Raw genomic sequence first — 17,849 nt, forward strand, 5'->3', positions numbered from 1 at the left:
CGCGACCCTTGCTACCTGCAGGAGTAGCGTCACGGTGGAAACCAATTCAACGTGTGTATTGAGAGTGCGTGTGCCGCCGTTGCACTGATCCCCGCGCTGCTAATGGCCTCACCCGATATCGAGCACTGGACCACCTCGAACGGTGCGCGGGTCTACTTTGTCGAGGCGCGAGGCCTGCCGATGGTCGATCTGCGTGTGGTCTTCGATGCCGGTAGTGCCCGTGATGGAGGTAAAGCGGGCCTCGCCTCGTTGACTAACGGTCTGCTCGCTGAGGGTGCAGGTGAGTGGAGTAGCGAGCAGATTGCGGCTCGTTTTGAGGGGGTGGGCGCCAACTTCGGCAACGATGCGCTGCGCGATATGGGATTGGTAACGCTGCGCACCCTCAGCGACGGCCCGATTCTCGATCAGTCGCTCGATACTCTGGCGACACTACTGGTCAAGCCGCGTTTTGATAAAGACGTTTTTGAACGTGAGCGTAGTCGCATGCAGGTCGGGTTGCGGATGAAATTGCAGTCGCCGGGTACGGTGGCGAGTCGCGCTTTTTATAAAGCACTCTATGGGGATCACCCCTACGCCTCGCCTTCAAATGGTACCGAAGAGAGCATTGCGGCACTGACGCGCAAGGATGTGGCAGCCTTCCATCAACGCTACTACGTCGCCGCCAATGCGGTGATCGCTATCGTCGGTGATCTCGATCGCAAAGGGGCTGAGCAGGTGGCGGAGCGTCTTGTGAAGAATTTGCCCAAGGGCAAACGGGCTGCTGCCCTGCCAAAGGTGCCAGCACTGACCGAGTCGAAGACGATCCGTATCAACCACAGCTCCAGCCAGACCACGGTGCTGATTGGTCAGCCCGGTATACGTCGCGGTGAAGCAGACCACTTTGCCCTCTATCTGGCCAACCATGTCTTGGGTGGTAGTGGTCTCTCATCGAAGTTAAGTGATGAGATTCGTGAGAAGCGCGGCCTCACCTACAGCGTCTATAGCTATTTTTCGCCAATGGCCGAAAGTGGGCCGTTCCAGATGGGACTGAAGACCAAGAATGAGCAGCGTGATGAGGCGATTAAGCTGCTGCGTGAGACCTTGCAGACGTATCTCGACAAGGGGGCGAGCGACAAGGAGTTCATCGCATCGCGCAAAAACATTACCGGCGGCTTCCCGCTGCGCATCGATAGCAACAAGAAGATCATCGGCTATCTGGCGATGATCGGTTTCTACGGGCTGCCACTCGACTATCTCGACACATTTAACGCCCGTATTGAGGCGCTACAGCGCGAGGGTGTGGCGCAGCGTTTTCGTGCCCGGCTCAATCCAGAGCGGATGGTGACGGTGATTGTCGGTGGTGGGGTGGAGACGGAGTAGCTGTCGCCGTTGAGGCGTTAGGCCTCGACCGCTGACCGCCATGGAGAGCGAAGTGAGGGCGGTTAGTCCCCGATAGTCGACGCCGTCTGCCTATTCGTAGTTGAGAGCGCGAGCGAACGACGGAGAAGATGCAGCAGCGGCTTTATGTCGGCGTAGAGTCACTGAGGGAGTTGTGTAGAGCCGCGAAGAGGTGATTACGCAACGTACGCAGGACGTCGGGCGCCGCAGGCATAAACGGTCGCGTGAAGTTTTGCTGTTTGCTTGGGCTTGGATGCCCAAAACAAACTTTCGCAAAAATAGCGACTCCCGGATCGATGCCGTGGGGCGAATCTCTTCAGGCTCCTCATCGAGATGGTCACGATCTTGATGGCGACGCGCGGCGGCACGCCGCTCGTGCTCATCGCGGGTATCGAGTAGCACCTTCTGCTGCTCCCGGCGGCGTTGTGCGTGGCGCCGCTCCTCCCCCTCGCGAGGCATGCGCACCTTGCGCTCCTCGGTCGATTTGATCGGCGCGTAGGGTTCGACAATGTCGACATCGTGGACCTCGCTGCTCTTTTCATTTGACTTGACCATGGTGCGAAGCTGCAGGTCGTCATCGGGGGGGGCAATCTTCATAGTGGCATCCTGTCGGCTATCTTATTGTTTTGTATAGCGCTTGTATCGGTTTTAGGCAAGTTGGGCTGAGGCTGATGAAGTACCGACGTGCTCTATTGTGTCGAGCGGTTAGAATAACCAGCCTTGATATTGATTAAATGTGAGTTGAGTTTGGCGGTGAAAAGAGAGTCGGGCAGTTACGCATCATTGGTGGCAGTTGGAGGGGGCGAAAATTCCCTATTCCCGATGTGGAGGGGCTACGACCGACCCCCGATCGGGTGCGCGAGACGCTGTTTAACTGGTTGATGCCGGTGCTTGGTGGGGCGCGCTGTCTTGATCTCTATGCCGGCAGTGGTGCGTTGGGGCTTGAGGCCGCCTCACGGGGTGCGGATCGGGTGGTGATGGTTGATCGAGATCATGGCGTGGTGAGACAGCTTCGGCACAATATCGATACGCTCAAAAGTGACCGGGTCTCTGTGGTGCAGGCCGATGCGCTTGCCTATCTTGAGCGTGTGGAACAGCCGTTCGATATCGTCTTTCTCGATCCACCTTTCCGTCAGGAGTTGGTGGCTGAGTGTTGCCAGCGACTCGAGTCAGGAGGGTGGCTGACAGCGAATGCCCATATCTATCTGGAGCTGGAGCGGGAGCTGGGAGAGCCGCAGTTGCCAAAGGGGTGGTCACTACTGCGTAGCAAGGTTGCTGGGCAAGTGGGGTATCATCTGGCGACCCGGCAGGCGGGCGAATAGAGTGAGCAGAGATTTATGGCTATAGCGATCTACCCTGGCACCTTCGATCCGATTACCAACGGACATATCGATCTGGTGAATCGCGCCTCGCGGCTGTTCGACAAGGTGGTGGTGGCGATTGCGGTGAATGTGCCGAAGCAGCCCGCCTTTACCATTGAGGAGCGGGTCGACTTTGCACGAACCGCGCTGGCCGAGGTCAAAAATGTCGAGGTGACCGGTTTCGAGTCGTTACTGGTCGACTTTGTGAAGGAGCGGGGCGGTGACGTGATCCTGCGTGGTCTGCGTGCGGTCTCAGACTTTGAACATGAGTTTCAGTTGGCGAGCATGAATCGCCATCTAGCCCCCGAGGTAGAGACGATGTTCCTCACCCCGGCCGAGCAGTTTACATACATCTCATCGAGCCTGGTGCGGGAGATTGCAGCACTGGGTGGGGATATCAGCCCCTTTGTCCATGAGAAGGTTGTGGCTGCACTAAAAGACAGAATGCGCTAATATAGCGCGGCTCTAATATATGGTGCCCGAGTGGCAGATTTTTCTGGAGAATTTCGATGGCTTTGCTGATCAATGAAGAGTGTATTAACTGCGACGTCTGTGAGCCGGAGTGCCCCAATGGCGCCATTACCCAGGGTGATGAGATCTATGAGATTGATCACACTCTCTGCACCGAGTGTGTTGGTCACTACGACGAGCCGCAGTGCATCGAGGTCTGCCCGGTAGACTGCATTCTGATTGATCCGGAACACACCGAGAGCAATGACCAGCTACAGGCAAAGTATGAGAAGCTGACCGCCGACTGACTTGGTGTTGAAGAATCGGTAATGTTGAGGGGCCTTCGGGCCCCTTTTCTATTTGGGAGAGATTGATGCGTTACATACTCTGTTTGCTACTACTTATCGCGCTGCCACTGCAGGCCGCACCACCCGCGGCTGCCGTAGCCACGGCGCACCCCGCTGCCACCGAGGCGGGTCATGAGATCCTGGCTGCTGGCGGTAACGCCTTCGATGCCGCTGTAGCGGTCTCGGCGGTACTGGCGGTGGTGGAACCCTACAGTTCAGGCATCGGAGGTGGTGGTTTCTGGATGCTGCACCGAGCTGAGGATGGTTATGAGGTGATGGTCGATGGGCGGGAGCGGGCGCCGCTTGAGGCGCATCGTGATCTCTATCTCGATAAGAGTGGTGCTGTAGTTGAGGGACTCTCGGTTGATGGCCCGCTGGCAGCAGGCATTCCGGCGCTGACCGCCATGGAGAGCGAAGTGAGGGCGGTTAGTCCCCGATAGTCGACGCCGTCTGCCTATTCGTAGTTGAGAGCGCGAGCGAACGACGGAGAAGATAGCAGCAGCGGCTTATGTCGGCGTAGAGTCACTGAGGGAGTTGTGTAGAGCCGCGAAGAGGTGATTACGCAACGTACGCAGGACGGTCGGGGCGCCGCAGGCATAAACGGTCGCGTGAAGTTTTTGCTGTTTGCTTGGGCTTGGATGCCCAAAACAAACTCTCGCAAAAATAGCGACTCCCCCGCTGACCGCCATGGATAGCGAAGCGAAGGCGGTTAGTCCGCGATAGTCGACGCCGTCTGCATATTCGTAGTTGAGAGCGTGAGCGAACGACGAAGAAGATGCAGCAGCGGCTTTATGTCGGCGTAGAGTCACTGAGGGAGTTGTGTAGAGCCGCGAAGAGGTGATTACGCAACGAACGCAGGACGGTCGGGGCGCCGTAGGCATAAACGGTCGCGTTAAGTATTTGCCGCTTGCTTGGGCTTGGATGCCCAAAACATGCTTCCGCAAAATAGCGACTCCCGAGTGAGCCGGCAGCGCTGGTCCATATCACCAAATACTATGGTCAGCTGTCGCTGAAACAGGCGCTGGCACCGGCGATCCGTGCTGCCAAAGAGGGTTTCAAGGTCACCCCGCACTATCGTCGCATGGCGGGATTCAGGCTCGAAGCACTGCGCGCTTCACCGGCTGCTGCGAAGGTATTCCTCAAAGAGGGTGAGGTGCCGCCTGAGGGTTATCTGATTCGTCAGCCCGATCTGGCGCGCACCCTGGAACAGCTCGCCAAATACGGTAGAGACGGTTTCTATGCGGGCCCGATCGGCGAGATGCTGGTCAAACAGGTGCACCATGCCGGGGGCATCTGGACGCAGCGTGATCTGCGCAACTACCGGGTGGTCGAGCGTGAACCGATTCGCTCTACCTATCGTGGTCTGAAGGTCAGTTCGGCACCGCCCCCCTCATCGGGCGGTATCGCACTGGCAACGATGCTTAATATCCTCGATGGTTACGATCTGGCCGAGATGGATGAGGTGACACAGACCCACCTGATCGTCGAGGCGATGCGCCGTGCCTACCGTGATCGTACCGAGTATCTGGGGGACAGCGATTATGTCGAGGTGCCGATTGAGCGGTTGATCGACCCCAAATATGCTAGTGGGCTGCGTGCCTCAATCAATCCCAGGCGAGCGACCCCGAGCAGTGATCTACCCGGTTTTGCGGTTGAACCGGGTGGCAACGACACCACCCACTTCTCGATTCTCGACCGTGAGGGCAGCTATGTCTCTGCCACGCTGAGTATCAACTACCCCTTCGGTTCTGGTTATATGCCGCCTGGGACCGGTGTTTTGCTCAACGATGAGATGGATGACTTCTCCGCCAAGCCGGGTACACCCAACGTCTATGGTCTAGTCGGCGCGGAGGAGAACGCCATCGAACCGGGCAAGCGCATGCTCTCCAGCATGAGTCCAACCTTTGTTAGTGGCCCGGATGGGGTGGCGATTCTCGGCACACCCGGCGGCAGTCGTATTATCACCATGGTGCTGCTCGGCATCCTTGAGGTCGTTGAGGGCAAGGCCCCTGATGCATGGGTATCACGCCCACGCATTCACCATCAGTATCTGCCCGACACCATCTTCTACGAGCAGGCTGCCTTGAGTAAATCAGAAGTGGAGGGACTGGTGGCGCTTGGTCATAAGCTAAAAGCCTCGGAACGCAGCTGGGGCAACATGCAGGCAGTCTGGTGGAATCGCAAAGGTAACCGTGTTGAGGCGGCGAGCGATCCGCGCGTCGAAGGGCGAGCAGAGGTTAGATAATGTGTGTGGTAAAATTATCCTCGCGGCGGTGTGTTGCAAGTGGTGAGGTGTGACGTACTAAAGATTTGTCGATATTTTTGCCGCTTAAAAGGATTTTTATGTCATTAACAATTATTACTGTTGCCTATAACAGCCATCTTGCTATTTCTTCTAATTTAAAGTCACTGATTGACTCGAATCGATTTCCTGTCGTGATAGTTGATAACGGCAGTGAGCCTGAGTCTGTCGAAGCAGTTAAAAAAGAATTTTCCAACGTCAATCTTCTTGAGATGGGGCAGAACGCAGGTTACGGGCGTGCAGCCAATGCAGGTCTTTCCGTTTGCGATACAGAATATGTGTTATTGATTAATCCCGATATCAATATTGATGTTGAGATGGTTGTCAAACTAATGCAGCGAGCAAAAGAGCATAAGGGTGAGTCTCCTCTCGTTGCACCCGCCGTGACAACCGATGCACAGACTTTTGATGGCGCTAAAGAGCGGCGCTGGATTAGTGGCTCAATTATGTTGATCGATGTTGAGGCGGTTAGAGAAATCGGTTTATTTGATGAGAATATTTTTCTCTATTTTGAAGATAGTGATCTGTGTCAGCGTGTCATAGATTCTGGTCAGAAAATATTGCAATTTACCGATTTTCTTGTGCTGCACCAAAAAGGTCAGTCATGCATTATCAATAGTGACGCTCAAAGGATGAAGAGTTGGCACTATGGATGGTCATGGTCCTATTTCAAGGATAAGCATGAAAGGAGAGGCTTTTATATGAAGGCTCTTCGCAGGGCATTGATTTATTGGATTAAGAGCGTGACAAGGTTGGATCCAATGAAGCGTCTTGAATATGGCTGTCAGGCAAGGGGCGTTCTTGCTTACCTATTGGGCAGAAAGGCATTCGGTGAGCAAGGGCGTCCCGAGCTTCTTCCCTGACGATCACTAGACAAAGAGTGTCAGCTGCCTCAGCTTGAAGAGGAGGCTGAGTTAAGACGATATTTGATGGCGTAAAGTTCCACTCTCCTGCCAGACTTGATCCCAGCTATCGAGATCGAAGTCGATTACCAGTACGCCAGCGGGGGGGGGAGTGCCTGTCCCTGACCCGTCAGGTAGTGGCCCAGTTCGCTCAAGCCGGGGTTGTGGCCGACCAGCATGACGTGGTCGAAGCGGTTGCTGAAGTGCTGCACGATATCGAGCAGTGTCTGTAGTTCAGCGTTATAGATTTCCGCTTCGATCGCGATGTCATCGACAGGATAGTGGAGTTCACCCGCAACGATAGCTGCTGTGGTGATAGCTCGTTTGGCAGGGCTGCTGACAAGCTGCTCGGGCTTGATCTGCCGCTTACTCAGCTGTCGCCCCATCTCGGCGGCTTCCTCTTCACCTCTCGGTTCCAGAGTACGTTCAAAATCATCGGCGACCAGCTGCATCATGCTGGCCGTGGCATGGCGAAGAATGGTGAGACGTTTCATGATGTGGCCTGCTGTTGAAGGAAGTTTTTGCGTGATTCAGCTTCGATGTAGAGGCGCTTCACCTCTGGGTAGTGCTGTTTGATGGTGTTGTCGAGGGTGGCGATGGCGGACTCGACGTTGGCGGCACTGATCTCGTCAACAAAGTCGACGCTGAGGGTGGCGAGAATGAAATCGGGCCCCATGTGCATGGTCAGCACCTCGTTGATGGTGGTGATCTGTGTGTGACGTCCAGTGATCTCGCGAATGCCATCAACCACGCGCTGGTTGGCGCTCTCACCAATCAATAGACCTTTGGTCTCATAGGCGAGCCAGACGGCGGCGCCAGCGAGGATCAGGCCGATGATGACCGAGGCGGCGCCGTCAAAGTAGAGGTTGCCACTGATATCGCCCAGCCAGGTGGCGATCAGTGCGACCAGCAGGCCGATAATCGCAGCCGAGTCCTCGAACAGCACCACAAACATCGAGGGGTCCTTACCGCGCTGTACCGCCTCGATATACCCCCACTTGCCCTTGGCACGGGTGAACTCCCGCAGTGCAAAGAACCAGGCGACGCCCTCGAAGAGAATCGCCAGCCCCAGCACAATGTAGTTGATATGCACGTTTTGAATCGGTGCAGGGTGCTGCAGGCGGTGGATACCCTCGTAGATCGAAACGCCTGCGCCGACGGCGAAGATCAGGATCGCCACCACGAAGCTCCAGAAGTAGATCTCCTTGCCGTGGCCGAAGGGGAACTGCTCATCGGCGGGGCGGGCAGCGCGCTTCATGCCGTAGAGCAGTAGGACCTGATTGCCGGTATCGACCAGCGAGTGGATTCCCTCGGAGAGCATCGCTGAGCTGCCGGTGATAAAGGCGGCGATAAACTTGGTCAGAGAGATTAGTGCGTTGCCGATCAGCGCGGCATAGATCACTAGTTTCGAGGATGAGGCGGACATCGTTACACGGCTTCCCTGACAATGGTGAGTAATCGTGCCATTTTATCACCCGGGTGGGCTGAAGAAAGGTGTCAGTGCTGACAGCTGGGGCAGTAGAAGGTCGAGCGCTGCCCGAGTGTGAGTTGTTTGATTGGGGTTGCACAGAGTGGACACGGCTCACCGGTGCGGCCATAGACGTTGAGTTGCTGGGTAAAGTAGCCGGGTTTGCCGTCGCTGCCGGTAAAATCACGCAGGGTGGTACCGCCCTGGGTGATCGCCTCGCTCAGCACCTCTTTGATCGTCTCGGTCAGGGCCAGATAGCGGGTGCGGGAGATCTTGCCGGCAGCCGTGCGCGGGTGGATGCGGGCACGAAACAGCGACTCGCTGGCGTAGATGTTGCCGACACCAACCACTACCTTGCCATCCATGATGAACTGCTTCACCGCCACGCGGCGCCCACGGGAGAGCGTGTGGAGATGGTCGCCATCGAACCGTTCATCGAGCGGTTCAGGGCCAAGCGTGGCGAGCAGTTTGTGTTTGGCGGGATCGCCACGGCACCAGAGTACCGCACCGAAGCGGCGTGGATCGTTAAGGCGCAGCAGCTGATCACCAAAACGGATATCGAAGTGGTCATGTTTTCCAGCGGGGGTATCGCTGGCGGTGATGCGCAGGCTTCCCGACATACCGAGGTGCAGGATCAGGGTGCCGGGGGCGGTCTGCAGTAACAGGTATTTGGCGCGGCGGCCGACGGTAACTACCGATTCACCGGCCAGCTTCTGATCGAGTCCTCGCGGTATCGGCCAGCGCAGTTTTGCTTGGCGAACCACCACCTGATCAATGGTTGCACCCTTCAGGTGTGGCTCGATTCCACGGCGCGTTGTCTCTACCTCGGGGAGTTCTGGCATCGTTTGCTCACTTCAACTCTGTGGTCAGGTTGGGTAGAAGCGCTGCGGCCTGCTCTGCGGAGAAGTGGTAGCGAATGCCGAGCTCGGCGCGGGCCAGGATCAACTCCGGTGTGGTGGCTAGCATCTTCAGGGTGATCGTATCGCCACCACGTGGTGTGAGGGTAATGGTCGCTATGGATGGCTCATCCCGATAGGGGGTGACCTCAATCGCCTCGGCACCCTGCCAGCTCTCTACCAGTGCGGTGATGGCGTCGCCATCCATCACGATCTCTGATGGGGATAATTGCCAATGCTGATCACTGTCGAGCTGAAGCGTTCGATCGGGAAGGGCTATGTGGTTCAGTCTCTCTGCGCTGAGCAGGGTGGGTGAGACAAAGCGGCTCCAATCAGCGCTGAGGTGTAGATAGGTAAGGTCGTCGATCAGGTGGATGGTCTCGCCAACTATTACATAGCGATAGTGGTTGAGCGGTTCGCTATCACCAAAGCGGAGCGTGAGTTGATCGAGCTGTAGGGTGATCTGTCTGTTCAGGCCTCAATCGCTCAGATCGCCCTTTCCGAGTAAGCGACTGCGGCGTCAGCAGTAGTGGTGGGTTCAGTAGCAGGGCACCTTACGATAGCGTGTTGGCAGCGAGTGATCGGTCGGTCTCTGCATGCGCCGATTGGGATACCGGTCTTACTGTAGCCTCGATTGTGTCGCGACCTGGCGCTCAATCTCGAGCGAGACCCTGCTCGCGTGCTGATCGGTCAAGTGGCTGTGTGAACACCTGTTCTCACCTTTCCTGTCATGATAGCGCACCAGCGACTGAGAGGTGCTGCCGCGGCAGCAGCATCGGATGTTGAGCTAGGACTGGCTGCTTTCACGTGCAGATAACTCTCTGTTGGAGGTGCTGATTGTAATCGATTGCACCGGCCATGCCTCTATTGCTGCTACGATGGGATAGCCTAGCGTGCTAGCCTTAGCGCTCATTTATTGCTGTTAGGAACTATGGATTCACTCGCTTACAACCTGCCACTCGAGTACCCACTGCTCTCGGCGCTGCTGATCGGATTTCTCAGTACCCTGCACTGTTTAGGCATGTGCGGCGGTATCATGGGTGTGCTCACCTTTAGCCTGCCCAAGGTGGTACGCGATCAACCGTTGCGACTGGGAGGCTATCTGCTCGCCTACAGCATCGGACGTGTTGGGAGCTATACCGTTGCCGGTGCACTGGTTGGTTCGATGGGGGGCGCTCTGCTGGAGTCTTTCGATCAGACCTACGGTTTTATCATTATTCAGGGGGCTGCCGCATTGCTGATGGCGGCGATTGGCCTCTATCTGGCGGGCTGGTTCCCGCGTTTTGCCATGATCGAGAAGATCGGCATCCCGCTGTGGAATCGCCTTGAGCCGATCGGACGCAGATTATTACCTGTCAGCTCACCACTGCAGGCACTGCTCTATGGCGTTATCTGGGGTTGGCTGCCCTGCGGTCTGGTCTATACGGCGTTGATCTGGACCATTAGCGCTGGCAGTGCGCTTAACGGCGCGTTGTTTATGCTCCTGTTTGGTGTGGGGACTTTACCGGCAGTGACCAGCGCGGGTATGCTAGCAGGCACAATAACGCGGTATGCACAGTACCCGCTTGCGAGACGTATTGCAGGCTCAATGCTGATAGTTATGGCGCTGGTCGGGCCACTGGTCACGATACTCAGCTAAACAGATTTGAAGCTAAACGCACCTGATTGAGGTTTTGCCATGAATCCATTCAACGCACTGTTGGGTGAGTCCCCAGAGTTTCAGGCGGTCATCCGCTCGTCGCAGATCGCGGCGGCGACCGATGTCACACTATTACTATTAGGTGAGAGTGGTACCGGGAAGGAGATGCTGGCTCGAGGCGTCCACCAGTCGAGCGGTCGTGCCGGGCGCGCTTTTGTGGCCATTAACTGTGCCGCACTTCCCGAGTCGCTGGCTGAGTCGGAACTGTTTGGGCACCGTAAGGGCGCCTTCACTGGTGCCGTGGCAGACAATCCCGGCTATATCCGTTCGGCCCATGGTGGCACCCTATTTCTCGATGAGGTGGGTGAGTTGCCGCTCTCGGTACAGACCAAGCTACTCCGTTTTCTCGAGTCAGGTGAGTGTCAGTCACTGGGCAGCAGTGAGACCCGCCACTCCGATGTACGCCTGATTGCAGCTACCCACCGCGACCTGCGTGCGCAGGTTGAAGCGGGGGCATTCCGCGAAGATCTCTACTATCGCATCCACGTCGTACCACTCGAGCTGCCCTCGCTACGCCATCGTACCGGCGATGTGACCAGGTTGGTTTCACACTTCATAACAGAGATGGCAGAAAAACACGGTGTCGATGCACCGAGCTTTAATCGCAGTGCAATGGCTCGATTAGCTGAGTACCGTTGGCCAGGAAATGTACGTGAGCTGCGTAATCTCTGTGAACGGATGGTGATTCTCCTCAGCGGTCAGGATATCGGTGTAGATAATCTGCCTGCTGAAATAGCTCAGCCATCGCCGCAGGGGCATATCTTTGATCTACCGGCGAGCGGCATCAGTCTGGATCAGTTGGAGCAACAGATGATTAGCCAGGCGCTGGATAGAAGCGAAGGCAATTGCAGTAAGGCGGCCAGGCTGCTAGGGCTCACGCGCGATACACTGCTCTATCGGATAAAAAAATACGCTATCTCGGCATAATAACCCGGGGCATAGAGCGAGTGATCCAACATGTTTTGCCCGCCAATCCATCTCTTTTGTACACGCCTCTGGCGCTATACCTTTTCCCAAGCTACGATCTAACTTTGTCTGTTTTGACACGGACAAGCATGATATTAACGCATGCTTATATGGTGCGGTCACGTCGTGACATGACATGTTGAATTGCTGTCATATGGCAGTCGCGTCATGTCTGTAAGTGTCATGACAGAGAAAAAATACAATAAAAACAGGGAGTGGAGATGTTGGCATGTCTTTTGCTTATTTGTTCTCTACTACGATAAAAAAAGTGCGATATACATAGTCGTACGCATAATGAATATTTAGGAAGTACCTGAGGATGGCAGAGAAACAAGCACGAAAAAGTGCACTAATTTATTGTCTGAACAGAAAGGTGGCTGTCGCATTGCTGCTGCTTCTAACAGGCATGTTTGCGCTGGGTGGAATTAATACCTTCTTCAACTACACCAACCGTATGGATTTCTGTATCTCCTGTCATACGATGAAGGTTAACTATGAAGAGTATAAAGAGACGCCGCATTTCAAAAATGCTTCCGGCGTGCAGGCAACCTGTGCCGACTGTCATGTGCCCAAAGAGTTTTTCCCCAAGGTGAAGGCAAAGATCCTCGCCGCCAAGGATGTCTATCATGAGATTCTGGGCACTATCGATACCCCGGAAAAGTATGAGGCGCATCGCTGGGATATGGCGAGTCGCGTCTGGGAGAAGATGCGTGCGACCGATTCGCGCGAATGCCGCAACTGTCACGATTTCGACAATATGGATCTGAGTGAGCAGAGCCGCAGCGCTCGCAAGAAACATGCGCGAGCCAACATGAATGGTGACGAGGGTAAGAAGAAGACCTGTATCGACTGCCATAGCGGAATCGCTCATGAAGAGCCGGTTGAGCCTGACGAGGACGAGGAGGCGTAGTCGGTGCAACTCGTCCGCCCAGCACTGCTTGCAGTGTCACTGCTGGCAGCACAACCGCTGCTGGCTATCGATCTCGACAAGGAGTTGATGAAGGCGGCACTGGTGGGTGATGTAGAGGCGGTAGAACAGCTGCTCGATCAGGGGGCCAAGCCGGATGCGGCGAGTCGCTTTGGTAAGTCGGCACTGATGTTTGCTGTGGAAGAGGGGAGTGAAGAGGTTGCACGGTTGCTGATTGATCGTGGTGCTGATGTGAATGGTGTCAGTATCGCAGGCTGTACGGCGCTGACCTTCTCGGCCGAAGGCGGCTACTTCAATCTGACTCGGCTACTGCTGGAAAAGGGTGCCAGGCACCGTATTAAAACCCGTGCTGGCTGGGATGCGCTGATGATTGCGGCCCGCTATGCCCATGTTGAGTCACTGGCTGCATTGATTAAACAGGGGGCTAATGTTGATACCTCTGACAAGGATGGCAATACAGCCTTGATGACGGCAGTAGAGAAGGGTTTTGAACCGGTGGTCAGACAGCTGCTCGACGCAGGTGCTGCAACCCATATCAGAAATCGTGAAGGTGCTTCGGCACTGATGATCGCAGCAGGCAAGGGTTATGTTCGTCTGATGTCGCTGCTGGTCGAAAGAGGTGACAACCTCAATGCCGTTGATGAAGAGGGTATGGGAGCGATCTTCTGGGCAGTCGATGATGACCAACCGCAAGCCGTTGAGTGGCTGCTGCAACATGGGGTCGACATCGATCATAAAAATTTGCGCGGTGAGACGCCGTTGATTATTGCGGTGCGCAATGAGAATGCTGAAATGGTTAAACTGCTACTCGATAACGGGGCGGCGCGTTTGATCAAGGATGCTAAAGGGCGTGATGCACTTGATCACGCCATATCGCGGAAAACGCGAAGCATTATTGAGCTGCTCAACTAGGGTGGTTCATCACTGTGGGTCGTAGCGGCTCACGAATAACAACGAAGGTTGTGGTTTAGGCCAAAGGAGGCAGTATGAAGTACAGAACGATAGTGCAGGCGATGCTTGCATTGAGCGGTGTGGCACTGGGGGCCGCCGCGAACGCCGCTACCCCTAGCGGTGAGATGTTGGGCAACACCTGTGCAGGTTGTCACGGTACCGATGGTATAAGTACCGGTCCTGCGATCCCTACAATTGGTGGTCTCTCTAACGATTACCTCGTCGATGCGATGATGGAGTACAAGACTGGTGAGCGCGGCTCAACCATCATGACCCGTATTGCTAAGGGTTATACCGATGATGAGATCAAGGCGATGTCGAAGTTCTTTAGCGGCAAGCCTTACGTCGGCAATAAGCAGAAGGTCAGTGCTAAGATGGCCAAGACCGGCGCCAAGCTACACAAGAAGTATTGCGAGAAGTGTCATGAAGATGGCGGCACCTCCGCAGAAGACGATGCCGGTGTCCTGGCTGGTCAGTGGAGACCTTATCTGCAGTACACCATGGAAGACTTCCATAGCGGCGCTCGTACCATGCCGAAGAAGATGAAGAAGAAGATGAAGGCGATGATGGACAAGCATGGTGCCAAGGGTGAGCAGGCTCTGCTCGACTACTACGCTGGCCAGGAATAAGGGGAGTAGAAACAGATGACACAGTTTACACGTAGAAACTTTATCAAGGCCGCAGGCGGTGCAGCAGTTGCTGCCGGTGCAGCCGGCTTCCCAATGGTCTCCTTCGGCGCATCGAAGAAGGTTGTCGTTGTCGGTGGTGGTATGGGTGGTGCAGCAGCCGCTAAATACATTCGCATGATGGACTCCTCAATAGAGGTCACCGTTATCGAAGCGAACAAGCACTACTACACCTGCTTCATGAGTAATGAGGTAATCCACGGTCGTCGTAGCATCGATTCAATCCGTTTCGGTTACACCGGTCTGGCAGGTCATGGCGTTAAGGTTGTTCACGATATCGTTACCGGTATTGATGCCAACAAGCAGACCGTTATGACCAAGGGTGGTCACCACTTCAAGTATGACCGCTGCATCGTTGCTCCTGGTGTCGATTTCAAGTGGGAGAAGATCGAGGGTTACGACGCCAAGGTTGCCGAGGATATTCCTCACGCCTGGAAGGCCGGTTCTCAGACCGTGACCCTGCGCAAGCAGATCGAGTCGATGAAGGATGGTGGTGTTGTCGCTATCTGTCCTCCGCCGAATCCTTTCCGTTGCCCACCTGGACCGTATGAGCGTACCTCGCTGATCGCGGCCTACCTGAAGAAGAACAAGCCGAAGTCGAAGATTGTTGTCCTCGATCCTAAGCCGAAATTCTCCAAGATGGGACTGTTCACCGCAGCCTGGGAGAAGTACTACGGCTACAAGAGCTCTGACTCAATGATCGACTGGCAGGGCACACCGAAGGGTTCGGACGATAACGTCCTGAAGTCTGTTGATGCCAAGACCCGTACGGTCACCACCGGCTTCAACGAGTTGAAGGCAGACGTACTCAACATCATCCCTGCACAGAAGGCGGGTAAGATCGCATTCGCGGCAGGCCTGACCAAGGGTGACTGGTGCCCCGTTCACCACAACACCTTCGAGTCGACCATTCACAAAAACATTCACGTTATCGGTGATGCGGCGATCCAGTCTCCACTGCCTAAGTCAGGCTACGCAGCCAACTCTGAAGCTAAGGTGACTGCAGCAGCTGTTGTTGCACTGCTGAATGGTAAGGATGCTCCAACTCCATCTTGGGTTAATACCTGCTACTCGTTTGTACACCCTGGTGACGGTATCTCTGTTGCAATGGTCTACAATCTGGTTGATGGCAAGGTATCCAAGGTTAAGGGCTCTGGCGGTCTGACCCCGGGTTATGCCAAGTCAACCATGGAGATGCGTGCACGTGAAGAGCAGTACGCCCTCTCATGGTTCAAGAACATTACCCACGACACCTTTGGTTAAGTTAGTAATGTAGAGAGCATGTAACAAGAAGTGAGCTTATTCGGGGACCTTTGGGTCCCCGTTTTTTTTGGCCAAGTATGGCCATATGCCGCGAAGCACATGGATGTGCGAGAGCGGCGTGCTGGAGTTATCAACCAAGGGTGGATGGACGGCAGAAAACCACCAGGTATGCCCTACCATCTACGTCCCTGTAGACGTATCGATTACTTTGGTAATGAGCTTTCGATCAACAGAAGTGGTGATCATCTATCTACGCGATCTTCAACTTGTCGATGTAGTAACACGTAGTTATGGATGATAAACGCAGAGCACCAAACCCGAAGCCGGGTTTGGTGCTTTTTTTATGCGTCTAAAGAGTGACTAATATAGAGCAGATTTATTGTGCTCCCATCCACGCCTCTAGCTTATCGGAACCGCCGATTAGTTCTCCATTGACGAAGATCTGCGGCACGCTGCTGTTATCAGTCACCGCGCGCAAGGTGCGATCACTGTAGTCACGTCCGAGTAGCAGCTCCTCAAACTCGATGTTGGCGTCGTGCAGCATCCCCTTCGCCTTGGCACAGAAGGGGCAGCCCTTGCGGGTAAAGACGGTGACATCGAGTGGTTTGCCGGCATCAGGGGCGATGTGGGCCAGCATGGTATCGGCATCGGAGACCTCGTAGGGGTCGCCGGGCTGATCGGGTTCGATGAACTGCTTCACGACGATGCCATCCTTGACCAGCATTGAGTAGCGCCAGGAGCGTTTGCCAAAGCCGATCTGATCCTTGTCGACCAGCATCCCCATGCCTTCGCTGAACTCACCGTTCCCATCTGGGATGAAGGTGATGTTGTCAGCACCCTGTTCGATTTTCCACTCATTCATGACAAAGGCGTCGTTGACCGATATGCAGACGATCTCATCGACACCGTGCTCCTTAAACAGCGGGGCCAGCTGGTTGAAGCGCGGCACATGCGAAGAGGAGCAGGTCGGGGTGAAGGCACCCGGCAGTGAAAAGACAATGACCGTCTTGCCCTTGAAGATCTCATCACTGCTGATGTCGACCCAGTTGTGGTCGTGGCGGGTATGGAAAGTGACCTGTGGGATGGCCTGCCCTTCGCGATTCTCTAACATCTCTGGTGCTCCTTATTGGGTGAGTTTGTTTCGACGAAGATCAGTATAGGGATTGAACTATGATAGATAAAACATAAAATAAATATCGTAACGATATGTAAAACAGATTGGTTGAGTTGTCGTAAGGAGAAGAGTCCTATGAATCTGCCAACAGTCAAACAGCTGCGTTACTTCATCGCCCTGACCGAACGAGAGCACTTTGGCAGGGCAGCTGAGTCGGTGTTTGTCTCCCAGTCGGCCTTTAGTGTTGCAATCAAGGATCTGGAAACACTGCTGGGTGTACAGCTGGTTGATCGAACCAACAAACAGGTCACCATAACCACGATTGGGCGTGAGATCGCTGAGAAGGCGCGTCACTGCGTCGGTGAGATCGAACTACTGGTCGATCTGGCGCAGTGCGATCAGGCACCGCTTACAGGAACTCTCAAGCTGGGAGTGATCCCCACCATCGCGCCGTTCCTGCTGCCCAAGATCCTGCCAGCCCTTCGTCAGCGGTATCCAGAGCTGAAACTCTATCTGGTCGAGGAGACAACACGCCGTGTCTATGGGCGATTAATGGATGGTGAACTCGACCTGATTCTGATTGCACTTCCCTTCGCGCTACGCAATGTCGAGCTCCATACGTTATTCCAGGACCCCTTCCTGCTCGCCTACCGTGATGGAACTCGGATACTTGATCCCGATAACTATGCAGTGGAAAACCTACCCGATGATAGTGTGCTGCTGCTTGAGGATGGTCACTGTCTGCGTGACCATGCGTTGAGTGCCTGCCATCTCAATAATCCGAATCAGATAAGTCGCTTTGCCGCCAGCTCGCTGCTGACGTTGGTTGAGATGGTCGAGGCCGATATGGCGATTACCTATCTGCCGGAGATGGCTGAGGGAACACCGCTGCTAAAAAATACAGCGGTTAAAACAGTGGCACTTAAAGAGAAGAGTTACCGTGAAATAGGCCTGGCGTGGCGTCGTGGCAGCGCTCGTGGTGATGAGTTTAAGCTGCTGGGTGAGCTGATTAAGAAATATAGTGGTAGGGCGTAGTATCACGACCCAGATCAAGGTTCGGTAATGAGTGAGAGGCTCTAATACTCAATCATTAATATTGACGAAAGCAAGAAAGTATCCGAGTGTTACGCTATGAATAA

Annotated in this window: 18 protein-coding genes and 3 pseudogenes; 14 read left to right on the forward strand and 7 right to left on the reverse strand. The window is 54.9% G+C overall.

Annotation, left to right across the window (positions count from 1 at the left end; all coding sequences use genetic code 11):
* Positions 1 to 51: 51 nt before the first annotated feature.
* Positions 52 to 1,359, forward strand: a complete 1,308-nt coding sequence (locus HUE57_RS05050; protein ID WP_236860689.1) for a M16 family metallopeptidase — start codon at positions 52 to 54, stop codon at positions 1,357 to 1,359.
* A gap of 90 nt (positions 1,360 to 1,449) precedes the next feature.
* Here the strand turns inward: HUE57_RS05050 and HUE57_RS05055 are convergent, their stop codons facing one another.
* Complete coding sequence (locus HUE57_RS05055) at positions 1,450 to 1,974, reverse strand: hypothetical protein (protein ID WP_174672823.1); 525 nt, start codon at positions 1,972 to 1,974, stop codon at positions 1,450 to 1,452.
* 173 nt (positions 1,975 to 2,147) lie between these two features.
* On the opposite strand from HUE57_RS05055, the pseudogene rsmD reads away from it, so the two are divergent.
* The 4 genes and pseudogenes from rsmD to HUE57_RS05075 all read left to right on the forward strand — a co-directional run.
* Positions 2,148 to 2,699 (forward strand): annotated as a pseudogene (gene rsmD / locus HUE57_RS05060) (16S rRNA (guanine(966)-N(2))-methyltransferase RsmD); the annotation flags it as partial.
* 15 nt (positions 2,700 to 2,714) lie between these two features.
* A complete protein-coding gene (coaD, locus tag HUE57_RS05065; RefSeq protein WP_078482096.1) occupies positions 2,715 to 3,191 on the forward strand; it encodes a pantetheine-phosphate adenylyltransferase in 477 nt (158 codons plus the stop codon).
* 56 nt (positions 3,192 to 3,247) lie between these two features.
* Positions 3,248 to 3,496: a YfhL family 4Fe-4S dicluster ferredoxin gene (locus tag HUE57_RS05070; RefSeq protein WP_078482097.1), complete on the forward strand. Its 249-nt coding sequence runs from the start codon at positions 3,248 to 3,250 to the stop codon at positions 3,494 to 3,496.
* 65 nt (positions 3,497 to 3,561) lie between these two features.
* Positions 3,562 to 3,939: pseudogene (locus tag HUE57_RS05075) on the forward strand (gamma-glutamyltransferase); the annotation flags it as partial.
* A gap of 102 nt (positions 3,940 to 4,041) precedes the next feature.
* Here the strand turns inward: HUE57_RS05075 and HUE57_RS05080 are convergent.
* A complete protein-coding gene (locus HUE57_RS05080) occupies positions 4,042 to 4,479 on the reverse strand; it encodes a hypothetical protein (RefSeq protein WP_174672825.1) in 438 nt (145 codons plus the stop codon).
* Between the two features lie 23 nt (positions 4,480 to 4,502).
* On the opposite strand from HUE57_RS05080, the pseudogene HUE57_RS05085 reads away from it, so the two are divergent.
* Positions 4,503 to 5,780 (forward strand): annotated as a pseudogene (locus tag HUE57_RS05085) (gamma-glutamyltransferase family protein); the annotation flags it as partial.
* A gap of 98 nt (positions 5,781 to 5,878) precedes the next feature.
* A complete protein-coding gene (locus HUE57_RS05090) occupies positions 5,879 to 6,700 on the forward strand; it encodes a glycosyltransferase family 2 protein (RefSeq protein WP_078482099.1) in 822 nt (273 codons plus the stop codon).
* A 125-nt stretch (positions 6,701 to 6,825) separates the two neighbouring features.
* On the opposite strand, the gene HUE57_RS05095 is transcribed toward HUE57_RS05090, so the two are convergent.
* The 4 genes from HUE57_RS05095 to HUE57_RS05110 all read right to left on the reverse strand — a co-directional run bounded on the left by HUE57_RS05095 (position 6,826) and on the right by HUE57_RS05110 (position 9,311).
* Positions 6,826 to 7,233 carry a SixA phosphatase family protein gene (locus tag HUE57_RS05095; RefSeq protein ID WP_078482100.1) on the reverse strand — a complete coding sequence of 136 codons (408 nt, stop codon included), beginning with the start codon at positions 7,231 to 7,233 and terminating at the stop codon, positions 6,826 to 6,828.
* Positions 7,230 to 8,165 (reverse strand): cation diffusion facilitator family transporter, encoded by a 936-nt coding sequence (locus HUE57_RS05100; RefSeq protein ID WP_078482101.1) that lies wholly within the window; start codon positions 8,163 to 8,165, stop codon positions 7,230 to 7,232. Before HUE57_RS05100 ends, HUE57_RS05095 begins: the two co-directional genes overlap by 4 nt.
* A 71-nt stretch (positions 8,166 to 8,236) precedes the next feature.
* Positions 8,237 to 9,049 (reverse strand): bifunctional DNA-formamidopyrimidine glycosylase/DNA-(apurinic or apyrimidinic site) lyase, encoded by an 813-nt coding sequence (gene mutM, locus HUE57_RS05105; protein ID WP_078482102.1) that lies wholly within the window; start codon positions 9,047 to 9,049, stop codon positions 8,237 to 8,239.
* A 7-nt stretch (positions 9,050 to 9,056) separates the two neighbouring features.
* Complete coding sequence (locus HUE57_RS05110) at positions 9,057 to 9,311, reverse strand: hypothetical protein (RefSeq protein WP_174672826.1); 255 nt, start codon at positions 9,309 to 9,311, stop codon at positions 9,057 to 9,059.
* Positions 9,312 to 10,034: 723 nt separating this feature from the next.
* On the opposite strand from HUE57_RS05110, the gene HUE57_RS05115 reads away from it, so the two are divergent.
* From HUE57_RS05115 to HUE57_RS05140, 6 genes are all read left to right on the forward strand, one after another.
* Entirely contained in the window at positions 10,035 to 10,742 is a 708-nt protein-coding gene (locus HUE57_RS05115) for a sulfite exporter TauE/SafE family protein (protein WP_078482104.1), read from the forward strand.
* A gap of 39 nt (positions 10,743 to 10,781) precedes the next feature.
* Complete coding sequence (locus HUE57_RS05120; protein WP_078482105.1) at positions 10,782 to 11,729, forward strand: sigma-54 interaction domain-containing protein; 948 nt, start codon at positions 10,782 to 10,784, stop codon at positions 11,727 to 11,729.
* A gap of 424 nt (positions 11,730 to 12,153) precedes the next feature.
* A complete protein-coding gene (locus HUE57_RS05125) occupies positions 12,154 to 12,678 on the forward strand; it encodes a NapC/NirT family cytochrome c (RefSeq protein ID WP_320416279.1) in 525 nt (174 codons plus the stop codon).
* A gap of 3 nt (positions 12,679 to 12,681) precedes the next feature.
* Positions 12,682 to 13,608 (forward strand): ankyrin repeat domain-containing protein, encoded by a 927-nt coding sequence (locus HUE57_RS05130; RefSeq protein ID WP_078482107.1) that lies wholly within the window; start codon positions 12,682 to 12,684, stop codon positions 13,606 to 13,608.
* 74 nt (positions 13,609 to 13,682) lie between these two features.
* Positions 13,683 to 14,276: a c-type cytochrome gene (locus HUE57_RS05135; RefSeq protein ID WP_135621887.1), complete on the forward strand. Its 594-nt coding sequence runs from the start codon at positions 13,683 to 13,685 to the stop codon at positions 14,274 to 14,276.
* Between the two features lie 15 nt (positions 14,277 to 14,291).
* Positions 14,292 to 15,596 carry an NAD(P)/FAD-dependent oxidoreductase gene (locus HUE57_RS05140; protein WP_078482108.1) on the forward strand — a complete coding sequence of 435 codons (1,305 nt, stop codon included), beginning with the start codon at positions 14,292 to 14,294 and terminating at the stop codon, positions 15,594 to 15,596.
* Between the two features lie 376 nt (positions 15,597 to 15,972).
* On the opposite strand, the gene HUE57_RS05145 is transcribed toward HUE57_RS05140, so the two are convergent.
* Positions 15,973 to 16,707 (reverse strand): glutathione peroxidase, encoded by a 735-nt coding sequence (locus HUE57_RS05145; protein ID WP_078482109.1) that lies wholly within the window; start codon positions 16,705 to 16,707, stop codon positions 15,973 to 15,975.
* A 138-nt stretch (positions 16,708 to 16,845) separates the two neighbouring features.
* On the opposite strand from HUE57_RS05145, the gene HUE57_RS05150 reads away from it, so the two are divergent.
* Positions 16,846 to 17,745, forward strand: coding sequence for a hydrogen peroxide-inducible genes activator (locus HUE57_RS05150; protein ID WP_078482110.1), 900 nt, complete (start codon positions 16,846 to 16,848; stop codon positions 17,743 to 17,745).
* Positions 17,746 to 17,849: the final 104 nt, after the last annotated feature.

Source organism: Candidatus Reidiella endopervernicosa (assembly GCF_013343005.1).
Classification (GTDB): Bacteria; Pseudomonadota; Gammaproteobacteria.